The sequence below is a fragment of the Neorhizobium sp. 05N33 genome, from assembly GCF_056397445.1.
The window spans coordinates 184,777-202,860 of record NZ_JBFTNK010000009.1; the positions used below are offsets into that span (position 1 = coordinate 184,777).

At 63.2% G+C, this 18,084-nt stretch carries 12 protein-coding genes; 7 read left to right on the forward strand and 5 right to left on the reverse strand.

Translation table 11 applies throughout. The annotated features are described in order from the left end of the window. Positions 1-96 precede the first annotated feature (96 nt). The 5 genes from AC1DLT_RS21870 to AC1DLT_RS21890 all read right to left on the reverse strand — a co-directional run bounded on the left by AC1DLT_RS21870 (position 97) and on the right by AC1DLT_RS21890 (position 5,464). Complete coding sequence (locus AC1DLT_RS21870; RefSeq protein ID WP_477488144.1) at positions 97-1,404, reverse strand: ABC transporter substrate-binding protein; 1,308 nt, start codon at positions 1,402-1,404, stop codon at positions 97-99. 89 nt (positions 1,405-1,493) lie between these two features. After that, positions 1,494-2,765, reverse strand: a complete 1,272-nt coding sequence (locus AC1DLT_RS21875) for a neutral/alkaline non-lysosomal ceramidase N-terminal domain-containing protein (RefSeq protein ID WP_477488145.1) — start codon at positions 2,763-2,765, stop codon at positions 1,494-1,496. Further along, entirely contained in the window at positions 2,762-3,901 is a 1,140-nt protein-coding gene (locus AC1DLT_RS21880; protein WP_477488146.1) for an N-acetylglucosamine-6-phosphate deacetylase, read from the reverse strand. The genes AC1DLT_RS21875 and AC1DLT_RS21880 overlap by 4 nt, the downstream gene beginning before the upstream one ends. A 2-nt stretch (positions 3,902-3,903) precedes the next feature. Beyond that, a complete protein-coding gene (locus tag AC1DLT_RS21885) occupies positions 3,904-4,683 on the reverse strand; it encodes a sugar isomerase domain-containing protein (protein ID WP_477488147.1) in 780 nt (259 codons plus the stop codon). Then, the gene (locus AC1DLT_RS21890) at positions 4,676-5,464 is read right to left on the reverse strand and encodes a 6-phosphogluconolactonase (protein WP_477488148.1); all 789 of its coding nucleotides are present in this window, start codon (positions 5,462-5,464) and stop codon (positions 4,676-4,678) included. The genes AC1DLT_RS21885 and AC1DLT_RS21890 overlap by 8 nt, the downstream gene beginning before the upstream one ends. Positions 5,465-5,676: 212 nt before the next feature. On the opposite strand from AC1DLT_RS21890, the gene AC1DLT_RS21895 reads away from it, so the two are divergent. From AC1DLT_RS21895 to glgB, 7 genes are all read left to right on the forward strand, one after another. Continuing rightward, positions 5,677-6,669 (forward strand): LacI family DNA-binding transcriptional regulator, encoded by a 993-nt coding sequence (locus AC1DLT_RS21895; protein ID WP_247136043.1) that lies wholly within the window; start codon positions 5,677-5,679, stop codon positions 6,667-6,669. Between the two features lie 56 nt (positions 6,670-6,725). Continuing rightward, on the forward strand, positions 6,726-7,016 hold the full coding sequence (locus AC1DLT_RS21900) for a DUF3175 domain-containing protein (RefSeq protein ID WP_477488171.1): 291 nt from the start codon (positions 6,726-6,728) through the stop codon (positions 7,014-7,016). 25 nt (positions 7,017-7,041) lie between these two features. Next, complete coding sequence (locus AC1DLT_RS21905; protein ID WP_477488172.1) at positions 7,042-7,566, forward strand: cupin; 525 nt, start codon at positions 7,042-7,044, stop codon at positions 7,564-7,566. Positions 7,567-7,872: 306 nt separating this feature from the next. Next, positions 7,873-8,853, forward strand: coding sequence for a Bug family tripartite tricarboxylate transporter substrate binding protein (locus AC1DLT_RS21910; protein WP_477484303.1), 981 nt, complete (start codon positions 7,873-7,875; stop codon positions 8,851-8,853). 259 nt (positions 8,854-9,112) lie between these two features. Then, positions 9,113-12,367, forward strand: a complete 3,255-nt coding sequence (locus AC1DLT_RS21915; RefSeq protein WP_477488149.1) for a maltotransferase domain-containing protein — start codon at positions 9,113-9,115, stop codon at positions 12,365-12,367. A gap of 19 nt (positions 12,368-12,386) precedes the next feature. Further along, a complete protein-coding gene (gene treS, locus AC1DLT_RS21920; RefSeq protein WP_477488173.1) occupies positions 12,387-15,692 on the forward strand; it encodes a maltose alpha-D-glucosyltransferase in 3,306 nt (1,101 codons plus the stop codon). Further along, positions 15,689-17,899: a 1,4-alpha-glucan branching protein GlgB gene (gene glgB, locus AC1DLT_RS21925; RefSeq protein WP_477488150.1), complete on the forward strand. Its 2,211-nt coding sequence runs from the start codon at positions 15,689-15,691 to the stop codon at positions 17,897-17,899. The genes treS and glgB overlap by 4 nt, the downstream gene beginning before the upstream one ends. The last annotated feature ends 185 nt before the right edge of the window (positions 17,900-18,084 follow it).

Consider the following 18,084-nt stretch of genomic DNA (forward strand, 5'->3'; position numbering starts at 1 on the left):
GGTTCGGCCGCGGCGCGGGTCGGACCCTGGATCCCCGTTTAAGTGCCCGGAGCAATGATGCCCCGGGCCCATGCGATTGGCGAGTGGTGCCGGCGATTATTTCGCAGCCAGGCCTTCGCGGGCGAGGATGGTGTTCACTTCGTCGCTGGTCTTCTTGAGGAAGGCGTCGATCTTTGCATCGTCGCCGGCCATGGACGTGTCGCCGAAGGCAACGACGAGCTGGGCAGCAACGCGGGTCAGGATTTCCTCGATCGGGCCGATCGACGGCAGCGTGAAGAACTCATAGCCCTTCGGATAGTCGACGAAGGCGGCGAAGGCCGGCTGCTTGGAGGTGACGGCCGAATAATCGACACCCGAACGGTTCGGCAGCCAGCCGACGTTCTGGAGCAGCCAGACGAGGTTGTCCGGCGAATTGGCCGCCTTGGCGAATTCCCAGCCGACCTTGGCATCGGCGCCTTTGCCGGCAACATAGAGGTTGGTCGGCAGCGCGATCGAACCCTTCGGCAGAGGTGCTGTGGCGTATTTCAGATCCGGTGCCTTCTTGGCAATGTCGCCGATCACCCAGGATTCGCGGATGAACATGGCAGTCTGGCCGCGCTCGAAGGCATCGGCGTCAGCCGGCATTTCCGGGGTGACCGTCTTGGTGGTGAAGATGTTGGTGAGATACTGTTTCAGCGCCTTGCGGCCAGCTTCATTGGCGAAATTGGGCTTCCACTTGCCGTCGCCTGCGGGAACCAGGATGGCGCCACCATATTGATGCATGTTGATCCAGAATTTCTCGGCAATGCCCTGGCCACCGCCCGAGAGACGCATGCTCCAGCCCGACACCGTCGCCTTGCCGGAGGCATCGCGCTTGGTCAGCTTCTCGGCATAGGCCGAATATTCCTCCATGGTCTTCGGCGCGGCGGTCAGGCCGGCAGCCTTGAACATGTCGGTGTTATAATAGAGGGCGCCTTGGCCGCGGAAGAGCGGCACGCCATAGACCTTGCCGCCCTGGCCTGCGGTATCGCTGAAGAACTTGTCGAAGTTCTTCGGGTCCTTCACGAAGGTCGAGATATCGGCCGGCGCTTCCGGCAGAAGATCGTTTTCGAGGTAACGGGTGGCGGTCGAGCCGGAGAGCTCGATGACCGTCGTGCCGTCCTGGCCACCTGTGAGGCCGAGCGCGACGCGCTTTTCATGTTCGCGAAGGGCGATCGCCTCGACCTTCACGTCGAGTTTCGGATAGGCGGCCTTCATGCCCTGCGCGACATGTTCGTAGAACGGCGCCATTTCCGGATAACCGCTCCAGACCGTCAGCGTTTCGGCCGAAACGCTGGACGCGCCCGAGAGAAGTGCGGCGCCGAATGCCGCGCTTACAAGCAGCGCGCGGGTCGAAATCCTAGTCTTTGCTGGTCTGTTTTTCATGTCCCTGTTCCCTTTGTTGTTGTTGATAAAAAGCTCTCATGCAACCGGTTGCGTGTCAAGCATCGGATCGTTTGCGGCAGCCCATCGGCTCATGCTGCCCCGCTTCCACTGGAGGTGGCTTTCGCGAGTTCGATGGCGCGGGCCGCCAGCGCTTCCGCCGAGCCCGGCGCGAAGGTCGCGGCGAGGCCGTAATAGCGATGCGCCTCGTCGACTTCGTAGCCGCCGAACTGGAATTCGCTGGCCGGCGGGATGTAGCCTGGATTGTCGTCAGCAAAGCCGATGACGAAGGCTGGCTTGCCCAGGCCAAGTGCGGCTCGGATCGTCAGCGCCGTTTCCGCAAAGATCTCGCCCGGCAGCGCCACGATCGGCACGCCGCCCCAATCGAGCACGGTCACGCGGGCTGCAAGCGGCTCGGGTTTAAGCGGCGCGATATCGCGTGCCCAATCGGCCCAATAGCCAAGCAAGCTTTTGCGGGCGGGTTCGGCGCTCAGAGCCTCTTCCCGCCAGCGGTTTTCGAGAAAGTCGGGGGCTTCGGTCTCGCGGCGCGCGAAGACGAGACTGACAGTGCCGTTGCGGGCGTTTAATGTCTCCGAGACCGGCTGTTCCTCAGCGCCAAGCGCCGCCTCGGCGATCTTGCGGCCGATCCGTTCGGCAGAAGCAAAGCTGCGATCCGGGTTTGCGGCAAGCGAGATCGAGGCATGCGCCGAATGGCCGGTATTGGCGTCCCCGACGCAGCCGGTCATGAACAGGGCAACCGCGTCCGGATAGGCTTCTTCCAGCGCCTGCCGCACGAAATGCGGATAATCCGCCGTCCAGAGGAGATTGTCGGCCGCCAGCACCACCGGATGGCAGGCATAGGCGGTGACGACGGCGATCATGCTGCCATCCGCAGCGCGGATGCGAAGGAGTGGCAGAGAAGTGTCCACGGGTCCGCCGGGATGGCGCCGATTACGCGCAATCCCCGGATCACTTCCCTGCCCCACAGTGATTGTTGCCGGCCGACGCGCGGCGGCGGCCTTGTCGATGGCGGCGATGCAGGCGTCTTCCAGCCGCTCCAGATAGGCGGGATCGGCGGCGATGCTGAGCCGGCCGGCCATGGAAACCGGACCGCCGTGATTGTGGAGTGCTGCGACCACCACGTTATCCGCCGGCAGGATGCAGCGCTTGCGGATCCGGGCGCTCGTCGCGGCGTCGATGCCGATGACATCGGCGATAACGACTGCCGTGTCCCCGACCACCACGGCGCGGACCGTCAGGGTATCATGGGCGCCTCTGGCCGGCAGGGTGCGGGCCGCAAAGCCGGACATCGCAAGGCCGGGCGGCGGGGTGATATCGACGATGGCGGCTCCGGCCTCGATCATGCACAATAAGCCTTCTCGCCGCCGACCCAGGTTTCGCGAATATACAATTCCCGCTCGCCTTCAGACCATTCGAAACGGACGAGATCGGCCCGCGCGCCGACTTCCAGCCGTCCTCGCCCCCCAACGAAACGGCCCGGATTTGCCGTAGCGAGCAGAAGCGTATCGGCGAGCGGAAGACCTGCCATCTCGGATGCGATCGCGACATTGGCCGAAAGCGGCAGGCTGGCGCCGGCCAGATAGGGCGTGCCGGCAACGCTGATCCGGCCTTCGGCAGACACCTCGACGCGGCCGCCGACCGGCTGGTCGTAAATGCCGGCGGGCATGCCGGCGAGCGCCACCATGTCGGACACGAGGATCGCCCGATCCAGGCCCTTGGCGCGCAGCATGGCCTTGAACGTATCGGCAGGCAGATGCCAGCCATCGGCAATGAAGCTTGCCGTCAGCCGGTCGTCAGCAAGCTGCGCCCAGATGAAATTCGGATGGCGCGGCAGCATGGCGGCTGCGCCGTTGCCAAGGTGGGTGGAGAGAACAGCGCCCGCCTCCACTGCGGCATGGATCTGCTCCGGGGCCGCGGCAGTGTGGCCGAGCGCCGCGTGAACGCCGCGGGCCGTCAGAGCGCGGATGTAGTCGGCGCTGCCCTCATGTTCCGGTGCAAGCGTCACCATCGAGACCAGATTGCCGGAAGCCTGCTGCCAGCGATGGAACTCTTCGATCGACGGTGGCCGGACATGCGCCAGCGGATGCGCGCCGCGCGGGCCGTCCTTGTCGGAGATGGAGGGCCCCTCGACATGGATGCCCGGCACCATTTCAGCGATCAGCCGGTGGCTGGCGCGGATTTTTGCGATTTCGGAAAGGGCCTGAAGAATGGAGGTCTCGGAGGCGGTAATGATGGTCGGCAGAAAGGTGGTGACGCCGACGCTCAGCAGTTCCTCGCAGAGCGAGAGGAGGATGTTGGGAGTGATTTCGCCATTGTTCAGGTCGAAGCCGCAATAACCGTTGACCTGCAGGTCGATCAGTCCGGCGGAGAGATAAAATGGACTGGTATTTTCCGCCGGGCGGATGGCGGCAATCTTGCCCTCGGCGATTTCGATCGCAAAACCTTTGCCGGTGCGGGGATCGATACCGTCGACGACCATGGTCAGAGCGCCCTCACCCGGCCTTGGAAATTGGCGATGAAACGGCCGTTCGCCTCGTCGCCTCCCGGCGCATTGCCGCTGCGCCAGACCGGCGGCTCGATGCCGCGCTCGACAAGCTTCGCCACCGTGCGGATCACCAGGCAGTTCAACGTGAATGCGTTGGCGAAGGTGGAGATCGCCGCGATGTTTTCGCCCATGCCGGGGACCTTCACGACCGCATCGCCGATCGGCACCTTGCAGTCGATGGCGATGTCGACGACGTCATGGAGGTTCTGCCGGGTCGGATGGCGAGCCGGATGATCGGGCGAGGTTTTCGAGGCATGTTCGCGCGAGCTGACGCCGATCAGGAAGGCGCCGCGACGTTTGGCTTCCAGCGCCGCATCGATCAGCGCGGCGTTGATGCCATAGGCGTTGACGAGGATCAGCAGGTCGGTATCGCCGAGCCGCTGGTTTGCGATGACCACCTTGCCGTAACCGGGCGTGCGTTCGATCGCCATGGAGCGGAGCGCGCCGTTCGATAGCAGCGTACCCTCGTCGAGAATGGCGCTGATATGCATCAGCCCGCCGGCACGGAAGAAGACCTCCTGCGAGGCGAGGTTGGAATGGCCGCCGGGACCATAGATATGCACCAGCCGGTCGGCGGCGATCTGGTCGGCGAGTTTTGCTGCGGCCTGATCGAGCGGTGCTTTTTCCTCTTCCAGCACCCGCCGCATCAGGGCTTGGGTCGAGGCAAGATAACCTTCGCAGAGCGCGTCCGCATCGATGACGGGGTGATCAGGCATCGGGGTCGGAATCCTTGTCGATATAAAGGGTGCAGGCGGCGTGGAAGCGCAGGACGCTTGCCGGGCATTCGGTAGTCAGCGGGCCGTAAAGCGTCTTCGAAACAGCGTCGCGCTTGACGGCGCCCGGCACGACGCAGAACATCCGGTCGGCTCTGAGCAGGCGCGGCACCGTCAGCGTGATCGCCTCGTGCGGCACGGAGGCGAGATCGGCGAAACAATCGTCATCGACCTGCTGCTGGCGGCAGATATCGTCCAGTTCGACGATCTTGACGTCCAGTGGGTCGTTGAAATCGGCGACCGGCGGATCGTTGAAGGCGATATGGCCGTTGACGCCGATGCCGAGGCAGACGAAATCGATCGGCGCCTCGTTCAGCAAGTCGGAATAACGGCGCACTTCGGCGCCGGCATCCGGCTCGGGCGTGATGCGGTGCACGGCGGCGAACGGCAGCTTGTCGAACACATGCTCGTCCAGCCAGTTGACGAAACGCGCCGGCGAGGATGGCGACAGGCCGATATATTCATCCATGTGAAAGGCGGTGACACGGCCCCAGTCGATGCCCGGCACGGCGCAGAGCGCCTTCAGCATGTCGGCCTGGCTGGGGGCGGCAGCGAAGATCATTCTGACACCGGTCTGGCCTGCGAGGCGCTCTGTCAAGGCGGCGGCAATGTCGGCGGCCGCAGCGGCGCCCATCTCGGCCCGTGTTGCAAAGCTTTCGACCGACAGGCGGTCGAAAGTCCGCCGCGTTTGCGGCGAAGGACGATGGGCGGTGGCGATGGTCAACGCGGTCTCCATGTCTGCAGGGTCGCACCGGCTGGCGGGCTTCGCCTCGCCGCATCCGTTGCGGGTCCCTTATCTGTGGCGAAAGACTTCCATGCAACCGGTTGCATGTCAAGTGGAGGAATGTCAGTCTGCAAGTCGAATTGCGGGCAGAATTGATAGCGCCGCGGACTTCATGCTAAGTGCCAGGCCAAACGGGCGAGTTTCCAACTTTCATGATCAAGCGGACCAAGGGCGTCACCATCAGCCAGGTCGCGGATGCGGCAGGCGTCGCGCGTTCGAGCGTCTCGCGCGCCTTCACGCGGCCGGACATGCTCTCCCCGGAAACCGTGACCCGCATCATGAAGGCGGCAGAAGCGCTCGGTTATGTGCCGAACCACACGGCGCGGGCACTCAGCACCGGGCGGCACGGCAATGTCGGGCTGATCGTACCCGATATCGCCAACCCGTTCTTTCCGCCGCTGATCCAGGCGGCCCAACTGGAGGCGGACCGTTCCGATTTCTGCATCTTCCTCGGCAATACCGAGGAGAACCCGACGCAGGAGGACAAGCTGGTCGGCCGGTTCGCCGGCCAGGTGGAAGGCTTGGTACTCGCCTCCTCCCGCCTTTCGGACGAGCGCATCCGCGCCCATGCGAACCTGCTGCCGCTGGTACTGATCAACCGCGACATCGACGGCATTCCGCGGGTGCTGATCGACAGCGGGTCGGGCGTCCGCGAGGCGGTCGAGCATCTCGCCAAGCTCGGTCACCGCCGGATCGTCTATGTCAGTGGCCCGTCGAATTCCTGGTCGAACAAGCAGCGCCGCACCGCCATCAAGGCCGCCGCATCAAAGCTGGATATCGTGGTCGAAACCGTCCCGGCGGTGCTGGCGAGCTACAATTCCGGCCGCAATGCGGTGAGCGCCATCCTTGCCACCGGCGCCACGGCGGCCGTCGCCTTCGACGACCTGACGGCGCAGGGCGTGCTGGCCGGCCTTTCCGAAAAGCGGGTCTCGGTGCCCGGCGATTTCAGCCTGATCGGCTGCGACGACGTGCTTGGCGCCGTCACCTACCCGGCGCTGACATCGGTCTCCAATCGGTCCACGGAAGCCGGCCGGGTGGCCGTCTCGCTGCTCCTCGACATGCTGCAGTCGCGTGCCATCCGTGACGTGCGCTACGTGCTGGAAACCCATCTCGTGGTGCGCAATACGACGGCCGCGGCACGATAAGCGGGAACCTTGCCGGCAGCGGCAGGTTCGGGAGGATATCCAATCTTCCACGGGAGATTTCCATGCCCAAGAAGAAATGGTCCCAGGACGTGACCGAACACAGCGATGCGATGGACCTGAAGGACGGCGTGTTCAAATCGCGCAGCCCGAAAAAGATCGCCGACTCCCTTCAGCACTCAGCCGAGGAGAGTCATCGCCGCAAGTCGAGCCCGTTGCAATCGGCGATGTCGATGCTGAATTTCTACATCAACCGCGCCGGCGGCCAACTTTCGAAATCGCGCCGCGCGACGCTGGAAAAGGCCAAGGATGAGCTTCGCAAGGATTTCGGCCGTGAACCGAAGCATTAAGATCACCCCGCCGAGCCTCGATGCCATGGACTCCACCGCCGATACCACCCTCGAAACCATTGTCTTCGAACCCAGCGCCTGGGTGCCGAACAATCCCGAACTGCCGGTGCTGGTCTATCGTAACGTCATTCCGGCGGAAGGCGAGATGGCGCCGAAGTTCGAAAGCCGGTTCCGAGAGAATGGCTGGGAGGGGATCTGGCGCAATGGCGTCTTCGACTATCAGCATTATCACACCGGCGCCCACGAAGTGCTGGGCATCGCCGGCGGCCGGGCACGGCTGCTGATCGGCGGGCCGGACGGCACGGAACTCAGCGTCCATACCGGCGACTGCCTGATCCTGCCCGCCGGCACCGGCCATATGCGGATCGACGCCAGCCGGGACTTCCTGGTCGTCGGCGCCTACCCGTCCGGGCAGAAGGCGGATATCCAGACGGGGCCGGCGAGCGAGGCGCAGCTCGCCAGGATCGCCAACCTGCCGCTTCCAAAGACCGATCCTGTCGGAGGCGCCGCCGGCGCCCTTCTCCGCGCCTGGCCGCCACGCCGATCCTAAAGCCTCCTCACACTCCAGGTGCCGGGCGGAATGACGGTCTTCATCTCGGCTTTTCGGAGTGGCGAGATCTCGTGTTTTGGGCCTCGAAATCGCCCGAAAATCGGGTCTCTTGCGGCCGCGGCATAAGCGCGGCCATCGCGCCCATTAGATTTTAGCCGGAAGCCACTTTCACACCGGCAGGGCATTTGACGGTCCCCAAAATGTATGGCTACCTTATATTTTAGCGCGAGCGGGAGGAGACTGTTCGCGTCATCACATTCCGGCCTCGCCTACGATGTTCCGGACTGACTCTAGGAGGAGAGTGCAGTGAAGAAATTTTTAGCAGGCGCCCTGGCGCTGGTGTTTTCCGCATACATTCCGGGAGGTACAGCCACCGCCGGCGACGACAACTACCCAAGCCGGCAGATCACGCTGATCGCGGGCTTCCCGGCCGGCAGCGGCGCAGACGTCTATGCCCGCTTCTTTGCCAAGAAGCTCGAAGAACAGCTGAAGCAGACGGTCATCGTCGACAACAAGCCGGGCGGCCTCGGAAGCCTTTCGGTGGTGGCACTCAAGAACGCCAAGCCGGACGGTTACACGATGCTGATCGGCTCGGCCGACCAGTTTACCGCGGCGCCTTACGTCTTCAACGCGCCGCCTTATGACCCGCTCAAGGATTTCGACTATGTCGCGCCGGTGTTCAGCCAGGCATTCATGATGCTGGTCAACGCCAAGTCGCCCTACCAGAAGATTTCCGACCTGACCAAGGCGATGAAGGAAAAGGCCGCCAAGGGCTCCTACGCCACGTCGAACTTCCCGTCGGTGATCCTGGCCGAAATGTACAAGGCTAATACCGGCGTGCCGGACACGCTTCAGGTGCGCTACAAGACCAGCGCCGACTCGCTCAACGACTTTGCAAGCGGCGCCATCGACTACATGGTCGGCGACCCGGTCTTCGGCCTTGCCCGCTCGCGTGATGGAACACTGCGGGTGCTGGCCGTCAGCACGGCGAAGCGCATTTCCTCAGTCCCGGATATCCCGACCTTCGCCGAAGAAGGCGTGCCGAATGTCGATGTGCGCATCTGGTGGGTTCTCGCTGCGCCCAAGGGCACGCCGAAGGATATTGTCGACAAGATGCACAAGGTGATGACGCAGGTCACCACCAGCGAGGAAGCCCGCAAGTTCGTCGGCATCAATGGCGGCGAGCCGATGACGCTCGACAGCCCGAAGGCGACCCTCGACTATGCGACGATGGACACCAAGCGCTGGGAAGAGTGGGCCAAGATCGGCAAGATCGAAAAGCAGTAAGGCTTCCGGAAACCTGACCACACCAGCAAGGCCGGAGCGATCTCCGGCCTTTTCCGATTAAGCTTGTCGGGAAATAAGGCTTGCGAAGCGCCCTCGGGGACAACTGCGGATTGATCATCCGCTTCAATGACTTCCGTCAAGATGCATGTCCGGAGAGCTTGAAAACCGGCTGGCCTCAGGACTTTTATCGGAACAACCGCCGCCGCCCGACAGTTAGACCGCAAATTCGACGGCTCTAATCTGCGGCGAGGAAAATCCGATGAACACGCGCCCCCAATTCATCGCCGGGACATCCCTCGCACAACTCCCCCCACAGATTTATTACGTTCATCCCCTGATGCTGAGGGGGCTGGACGCCTGGCGCGAGGTTTTCGCGCATGCCAGGGATCTCGGTTTCGATACGGTGCTGACGGCGCCGCTTTTCGAACGGGGCCACAATGCCAGCGTCTTCGTCACGAAGAATTTCGATCGCCTCGACCCGGAGCTTCAGCTCGGTTCCTCCGTCGAGGACGGGATCAAGGCGCTGATCCAGGCGGCGGGCGAAAACAAGATCAAGCTGATGCTCGACCTCGTGGTCGACCGTGTCGCGATGGACGCGGAACATGCCGGGCCGATCCTCGCCGATCCGCGTGTCGCGCCGCGCGATAGCTGCAGCCGCAGCATCGATTTCATGAACGAAGCCCGTCATGTCGAGGACTGGCGCAACCGCATGGCGCGGCTTGCCGGCCTTGGGGTTGCCGGTTTCCGCTGCCTCGGCATCGGCCGCCTTGCGCCGGAAGCCTGGTACGACCTGATCGTCTCGACCCGCAAGACGACGCCGGAAACCACCTTTCTGGCATGGACGCCCGGCACTTCCTTCGAGGACCGGCGGGCGCTCGAGGGCGCCGGTTTCGACGGCAGCTTCTCGTCGCTTGCCTGGTGGAACCTGGAGGAGCGCTGGATCCTCGACGAATATCAGATCCAGCGGCAGCTGGGATATCAGGTCACGTTTCCGGAAGCGCCGTTCGGCAAACGCATCGCCCATGGCACCGACAGTTGCGAAGTGCTGCAAAGGAAGGCGGTCCGATCGCTGAAACTCGCCTCGGCCTTCGCCAGCGGGCTGATGATCCCGATGGGGTTCGAATTCGGCGCTTCCACGCCGCTCGACCCGCTGCACGGCGACGGGATGGGGCTCAGGGGCCTGCGCGAACAGGGCTCGTTCGATCTCTCGATCGATATACGCAGCGTCAATGCCGGTACCAACAAGACCGCTGCCGGGTTCGCCCGCCAGCCGCTCCGTCTCATCTCCACCAGCCAGACACCCGCGGTGGCGCTGATGCAGACCGACCGGGAAGACGTCCGTTCGGCGCAGAAGGTGCGGGTGGTGGTCCTCAACCGCGATCTGCGCCGTGCCGTGGCTGCTCCCTTCAACGCGCTCCGGGAGGCCGCCTCCCCGTTCCTGCCGCTCGAAGCGCCGGAGACGGATGGCGAAGCTTTTGCCGCGCAGCTCAAGCTGAAACCCGGCGAGATCAGGATATTCGAAGGCCGGTCGTCGGTCCCGATCGTCGATGCCGTGCCTGTGCCGGCCGTGGACAAGGCGACCGCTTCACCCCGGCTGGCGATCGAAAAGATCACGCCCTCCGTCGATGACGGCCGTTTCGTGGTCAAACGGGTGGTCGGCGAGACGGTAAAGGTCGAGGCGGACATTTTCGGCGATGGCCATGATCCGTTGGCGGCGGCCCTGCTCTGGCGCGCAGTCGACGAGACGGAATGGACCGAAGAGCGCATGCAGCTCGTCCTGAACGATCGATGGAATGCGGAATTCACACTGAAGCGGATGGGACGCCATGAGTTCCTCATCGAAGCCTGGCGTAATCCCTTTGCGATATTCCGCTACGAATTCGTCAAGAAGCACGAGGCCCGGCTCGATCTGCGGCTCGAAATCCAGGAAGGCATCAACCTCGTCCTCGATGCGCTGGACAACTCGTCGGGCAGGATCAAGACACGGCTCAAAACACTGTTCGACAAGCTGACCGAGGTGCAGGACCCGCAGCGCACCGAAATCCTGCTGGCGCCCGAGACCGCCGAGCTGATGGCGGAGGCCGACCGTCGGCCGTTCAAGGTCCGCTCGCAGGCAATCCCGGTCGACGCGGAACGTATCGCTGCCGGTTTCGCCAGTTGGTACCAGATCTTTCCCCGCTCGCAGAGCGGCGATCCGAACCGGCACGGCACTTTCGACGACGTCATCAGGCGGCTGCCCGCCATCCGCGACATGGGCTTCGACGTTCTCTACTTCCCGCCCATCCACCCGATCGGCAAGACCAACCGCAAGGGACGCAACAACACATTGCACGCGGCGCCGGAGGATCCGGGCAGCCCTTATGCGATCGGTTCGGAGGAAGGCGGTCATGACGCGATCCATCCTGAGCTCGGCACGTTCGAGGACTTCCGCCGGCTGGTGGATGCCGCCAAGGACGAAGGCCTCGAAATCGCGCTCGACCTGGCGATCCAGGCATCTCCCGACCATCCGTGGCTGAAATCACATCCCGGCTGGTTCGACTGGCGGCCGGACGGGACGATCCGTTATGCGGAAAACCCGCCGAAGAAATACGAGGACATCGTCAACGTCGATTTCTACGCCCATGACGCGATCCCCTCGCTTTGGGTCGAGCTCCGCGATGTCGTGCAGAAATGGGTCGACAACGGCGTAAAGCTGTTCCGCGTCGACAATCCGCACACCAAACCTTTCCCATTCTGGGAGTGGCTGATCGCCGACATCCGCGCGCGGCATCCGGATGTCGTCTTCCTGTCGGAGGCCTTCACCAAGCCGAAAGTCATGTACCGGCTCGCTAAGGTCGGTTTCTCGCAGTCCTATACCTATTTCACCTGGCGCAATGCCAAGTGGGAGCTCGAGCAGTATATGCGCGAGATCACCACCGAAGAGCCGAAGGAGTTCTTCCGGCCGCATTTCTTCGTCAACACCCATGACATCAACCCGGACTTCCTCCAGAACGCGCCGCGGCCGGCCTATCTGATCCGTGCCGCACTTGCCGCAACGCTGTCCGGCCTTTGGGGCGTCTATAACGGTTTCGAACTCTGCGAGGGCCGGCCGGACGCCAAGCGCAAGGAATATGCGGACTCGGAGAAATACGAGATCCGTGCCTGGGACTATGACCGCCCGGGCAATATCAAGGGCGAGATCACGCTTCTCAACCGGCTCCGCCGGGAAAACCCCGCGCTGCATTCGCATCTCGGCCTGCAGCTTCTCACCGCCTGGAACGACAACATCATGTTCTTCGAGAAGGCCAGCGCCGGTCGCGAGAACGTGCTGCTGATCGCAATCAACCTCGATCCGTACAACGCCCACGAGGCGGATGTCGAAATACCGCTCTGGTCATGGAACCTCCCGGACCATGGCGCACTTGACGTCGAAGACCTGATCACCGGCCACAAATTCACCTGGGCCGGCAAGGTGCAGAGGCTGCGTCTCGATCCCCATTGGGGCCTGCCTTTCGGGATTTGGCGCGTGCGATAGGGAGGAAAGCAAAATGGACATGACGAGCGCGAACCGGAGCCAGGGGCAGAACCAGGCACAGATCAATGAGGGCGATCCGCTATGGTATAAGGACGCAATCATCTATCAGCTGCACATCAAGTCGTTCTTCGACGCGAATGGCGACGGGATCGGCGATTTTCAGGGCCTGCACGAAAAGCTCGATCATATCGCCTCGCTCGGCGCCAACGCCATATGGCTGCTGCCCTTCTTTCCCTCGCCGCGCCGCGACGACGGCTACGACATTGCCGACTATGGCAGCGTCAGCCCCGATTACGGTACCGTCGACGAGTTCAAGGCCTTTGTCGAGGCGGCGCACCAGCGCGGCATCCGGGTTATCATCGAGCTCGTCATCAACCACACGTCCGACCAGCATCCCTGGTTCCAGCGGGCGCGCCATGCGCCGGCCGGCTCTCCGGAACGGGACTTCTACGTCTGGTCGGATACGGACCAGAAATTCCCGGAAACCCGGATCATCTTCCTCGACACGGAAAAATCCAACTGGACCTGGGACCCGGTCGCCGGCGCCTATTACTGGCATCGCTTCTATTCCCACCAGCCGGACCTCAACTTCGACAATCCGCAGGTGCTGGAAGAACTGCTCGGCGTGATGCGCTTCTGGGCCGATACCGGCATCGATGGGTTCCGGCTGGATGCGATCCCCTATCTCGTCGAGCGCGAGGGCACGAACAATGAAAACCTGCCCGAGACGCACGACGTCCTGAAGAAGATCCGCGCTTCGCTCGATTCCACCCATCCCGGCAAGATGCTGCTCGCCGAGGCCAATCAATGGCCGGAGGACACGAGTGAATATTTCGGCAATGGCGACGAATGCAACATGGCATTCCATTTCCCGCTGATGCCGCGCATGTACATGGCGATCGCCAAGGAAGACCGTTTCCCGATCACCGACATTATGCGGCAGACGCCGGAAATTCCGGAAAACTGCCAATGGGCGATCTTCCTTCGCAATCATGACGAGCTGACGCTCGAAATGGTGACCGACGAGGAACGCGATTACCTCTGGAACATCTATGCCGCCGACCGCCGCGCCCGCATCAACCTCGGCATCCGCCGCCGCCTCGCTCCCCTGATGGAGCGCGACCGCCGCCGCATCGAACTGATGAACGCACTGCTTCTCTCCATGCCCGGAACGCCGGTTCTCTATTACGGCGACGAGATCGGCATGGGCGACAACATCTATCTCGGCGACCGCGACGGGGTGCGCACGCCGATGCAATGGTCGCCGGATCGCAATGGCGGGTTCTCCAAGGCCGACCCGGCGCGGCTCGTGCTGCCGCCGATAATGGATCCGCTCTACGGATATGAAGCGCTCAATGTCGAGGCGCAGGGGGCCGACGCCCATTCGTTGCTCAACTGGACGCGGCGGATGCTGGCATTGCGCAACAAACATTTCGCATTCGGCCGTGGTTCGCTGAAGTTCCTGTCGCCGGGCAACCGCAAGATCCTTGCCTATCTGCGTGAATACAATGGCGACACGATCCTCTGCGTCGCCAATCTCTCACGCTTGCCACAGGCGGTAGAGCTCGACCTGGCCCAGTTCGCCGGCCGTGTGCCGATCGAACTTTCCGGCATGTCGCCCTTTCCGCCGATCGGGCAGCTGACCTATCTGCTCACCCTGCAGCCCTACGGTTTCTTCTGGTTCAATCTGGTAGCGGAAGCGGACGGTCCGGTCTGGCGTAAGGAGCCGCCGGAGCAGATGCAGGACATGGTGACCATGGTCACTCGCCGCGACCTGCAGGAACTGGTCGATCAGCCGAGGCTTGCGACTACGCTGTCGAACGAGGTCCTGCCCGCCTATCTCGGCAAGCGCCGCTGGTTCGGTTCGAAGGGCGAAATCCTGACCGGTGCTTCGCTGGTTGCCGCAACGCCGATCGCGTTTGCCAACAACATCCTGCTTGGCGAACTCGAAGCCGAGGTGGACGGCCGCAAGGACACATACCTGCTGCCGCTCGCCGTTTCCTGGGACGATGCCCAGCCGACGGCGCTCGCCCAGCAGCTGGCGCTCGCCCGCATCCGCCAGGGCCGCCGCGTCGGCTTCCTGACTGACGGGTTCGCGATGGAAGGACTGGCGCGCGGGGTGATCCGCGGCCTCTGCGAGCGGTCGGTGATATCAGGTCGCGCCGGCACACTGGAATTTATCGGCACCGACAAGCTCGACTGCCTGACCATCAACGACGACATGGCCGTCCGCTGGCTGTCCGCCGAGCAATCCAACAGTTCGCTTATTCTGGGCGACATGGCGATGGTGAAGCTCATCCGCCACGTCTTCCCCGGCATGCATCCCGAGGTCGAGATGACCCGGTACCTGACCAATGTCGGCTATCAGAACACCGCGCAATTGCTCGGCGAGGTCGCCCGCACGGCACCGGATGGCAGTCGCTACACGCTGATCATCGTGCAGAGCGCGATCCGCAACCAGGGCGACGCCTGGAACTGGATGCTCAGCAACCTGCGCCGCGCCATCGACGAAATCGTGGTGACCGGCCTTGAGGGCGAGGTGGTGGACGAGCATTTCAAGCCGCTCGTCAATTTTGTCGCGACAATCGGCAAGCGGCTGGGCGAACTGCATGTGGCGCTCGCCCAGCCGACCGACGATCCGGACTTTCAGCCGGTCCGGGCAAAGGCGGCCGATGCCGAAAAATGGCGCGAGGCTGTCACGGGCCAAATCTCCCGCAGCCTCTCGATCCTCGAAAAGACCGTCGAGGACCTGGATTCGGATATTGCCCGCGAGGCAAAAATACTACTAGGCCGCCGTGACGATCTTCTCGGCCTCGCCGCGCATCTTGCGAGCGCGGTGGAAGGCACGCTGATGACCCGCAATCACGGCGATTTCCATCTCGGCCAGATCCTGGTCTCGGAGGGCGACGCCTATATCATCGATTTCGAAGGCGAACCAACCCGCGACCTTTCCGAACGCCGCGCCAAGACCAATCCCTTGCGCGACGCCGCCGGGCTGCTGCGGTCGCTCAGTTATCTCGCAGCCTCGGCCGACCTCGACCGGGAAATCGTCAGCGAGGTGGACGACGCCCGCCATAAAGAGCTGGTCACACGTTTCATGGAGATGGCGGAGCCAGCCTTCCTCGATACCTATTTCGAAGTGACCGGGAATTCCCAGGAATTGCGCATCTCGCCGGAGGCCCGTGGCCGCATTCTCGATCTCTTCCTGCTCGAAAAGGCTGCCTACGAGATCGCCTACGAAGTGCGCAGCCGCCCGCATTGGCTTCCCCTCCCGCTTGCCGGCTTCTCGGCGATCGCATCCCGACTTCTGGAGAACGTCTCATGAGATACGAGCGCACCGATTTGATGATCGGCACCGTCCAGGAAGGCCTGCAGGCCCTGGTCGAAGGGCGGCACGGCGACCCGTTCTCGATCCTCGGACGCCATCAATACGGCAATCTCACCGTGGTCCGGGCGCTGCTGCCGGGCGCGCTGTCGGTCGAGGTGGTGGAGACCGATACCGGCAAGGTGCTGGCCGAACTCGAAACGATTCATGAGGGTGGGCTGTTTGCCGGGGTGACCGGCAGCACCGCGCCATATTTCTTCCGGATCCATTGGCCGGACGCCATCCAGGAGATGGAGGACCCCTACTCCTTCCCGCTGCTGCTCGGCGATCTCGATCTGCACCTGATTGGTCAAGGGACACACTACGATCTTGGCCGGACGCTCGGCGCCATTCCGATGGAGGTCGAAGGGGTCGAGGGCGTGCGCTTTTCCGTCTGGGCGCCGAATGCCCGGCGCGTCTCTGTCGTCGGCGATTTCAATTCCTGGGATGGGCGACGTTATCCGATGCGGCTGCGTCCGCAGGCGGGCATCTGGGAACTGTTCATCCCGCGCCTGACCCACGGGGAGCGCTACAAGTTCGAGATTCTCGACGGCAACGGCAATCTGCTGCCGCAAAAGGCGGATCCGGTTGCCCGCGCCAGCGAGGCTGCCCCGTCGACGGCTTCGATCGTCGCATCGTCCAAACCGTTCCGCTGGAGCGATGAGGACTGGATGCGCAGGCAGCGCGCAGACCGGGATCGCGAAGGCGCGATGTCGATCTACGAGGTGCATCTGGGCTCGTGGCTCCGGATCGCCGAGGAAGGCAACCGCCATCTCGACTGGGTCGAACTCAGCCAGCGGCTGATTCCCTACGTGCAGAACCTCGGCTTCACCCATATCGAGATGCTGCCGATCATGGAACATCCGTTCGGCGGCTCCTGGGGTTACCAGCCGCTTGGGTTGTTCGCCCCGACCGGACGTCACGGCACGCCGGAGGATTTCGCCTATTTCATCGATCGCTGCCATCAGGCCGGTATCGGCGTCATCCTCGACTGGGTGCCGGCGCATTTTCCGACCGACGTCTGGGGGCTCGCCAAATTCGACGGGACGCCGCTCTACGAGCATGCCGATCCGCGCGAAGGGTTCCACGGGGACTGGAACACGCTGATCTACAATCTCGGCCGCAACGAGGTGAAAGGGTTCCTGATCGCCTCGGCACTCGAATGGCTGGAGCATTACCATGTTGACGCTTTGCGCGTCGATGCGGTCGCCTCGATGCTCTACCGGGACTACAGCCGCAACGAAGGCGAATGGATCCCTAACAAATACGGCGGGCGCGAAAACCTTGAGGCGGTCGAGTTCTTCAAGCACCTGAACAGCATCGTCCACAACCGCTGCCCGCATGCCTTTACCGCGGCGGAGGAATCGACCGCCTGGCCGGGCGTCACCAGGAAGATCGAAGAAGGCGGCCTCGGCTTCGATTTCAAATGGAACATGGGCTGGATGCACGACACGCTGCATTACATGCAGGACGACCCGGTCTACCGGAAATACCATCATGGCGCCATGAGCTTCGGGATGATCTATGCCTATTCCGAGCGCTTCATCCTGCCGCTCTCCCATGACGAAGTGGTGCACGGCAAGGGCTCGCTGATGGTCAAGATGCCGGGCGACCGCTGGCAGAAGCTTGCGAACCTCCGCGCCTATTACGGCTTCATGTGGGGCCATCCCGGCAAGAAGCTCTTGTTCATGGGTGGCGAACTGGCGCAGGAGAGCGAATGGAACCATGACAGCTCGGTGGTCTGGGACCTGCTCGACAGCCCCGACCATGCGGGCGTCCAGCGGCTCGTCCGCGACCTGAACACGCTTTACGCCCAGGAACCGGCGCTGCAGTTCGGCGACCTGCATCACGAGGGGTTCGAGTGGGCGGTGGCGGATGATGCGGAAAATTCCGTCTACGGCATGCTGCGCTCGTCGCCGGATCGCTCGTCGCATATCCTGGTCGCCTCGAATCTGACGCCGATGCCGCGGCACGGGTATCGGATCGGAGTTCCGGCAGAGGGCCGCTGGGAGGTGGTGCTGAACACCGACGCAGCGCTTTACGGCGGGTCCAACCTGGGACAGACGGAGGTGTGGGCGGAACGGCAGGCGGCGCACGGGAAGGAATTTTCCATCTCCGCGGTATTGCCGCCTCTGGCGACTGTGTTTCTGCGGTGGCGGGCGCTTTGACGTTGAACTCCCCGGAGGCACCCCCCTCTGCCCTGCCGGGCATCTCCCCCACAAGGGGGGAGATTGGATGGGGTTAATGCCCTGCCCAAATGACAGCAGGAGATTGAGCCCCGAGCCTAGTGTCTCGCTCAAGAGTGAGCTGGGAGCCCGCCTCTGGCCGATCTCCCCCCTTGTGGGGGAGATGC

Bases quoted from the DNA above. Each gene is read 5' to 3' on its own strand.
- AC1DLT_RS21915 (WP_477488149.1), top strand. From the start codon at position 9,113: ATGAACACGCGCCCCCAATTCATCGCCGGGACATCCCTCGCACAACTC.
- treS (WP_477488173.1), top strand. From the start codon at position 12,387: ATGACGAGCGCGAACCGGAGCCAGGGGCAGAACCAGGCACAGATCAAT.
- AC1DLT_RS21875 (WP_477488145.1), bottom strand. From the start codon at position 2,765: ATGATCGAGGCCGGAGCCGCCATCGTCGATATCACCCCGCCGCCCGGC.
- AC1DLT_RS21870 (WP_477488144.1), bottom strand. From the start codon at position 1,404: ATGAAAAACAGACCAGCAAAGACTAGGATTTCGACCCGCGCGCTGCTT.
- AC1DLT_RS21885 (WP_477488147.1), bottom strand. From the start codon at position 4,683: ATGCCTGATCACCCCGTCATCGATGCGGACGCGCTCTGCGAAGGTTAT.
- glgB (WP_477488150.1), top strand. From the start codon at position 15,689: ATGAGATACGAGCGCACCGATTTGATGATCGGCACCGTCCAGGAAGGC.
- AC1DLT_RS21905 (WP_477488172.1), top strand. From the start codon at position 7,042: ATGGACTCCACCGCCGATACCACCCTCGAAACCATTGTCTTCGAACCC.
- AC1DLT_RS21880 (WP_477488146.1), bottom strand. From the start codon at position 3,901: ATGGTCGTCGACGGTATCGATCCCCGCACCGGCAAAGGTTTTGCGATC.
- AC1DLT_RS21895 (WP_247136043.1), top strand. From the start codon at position 5,677: ATGATCAAGCGGACCAAGGGCGTCACCATCAGCCAGGTCGCGGATGCG.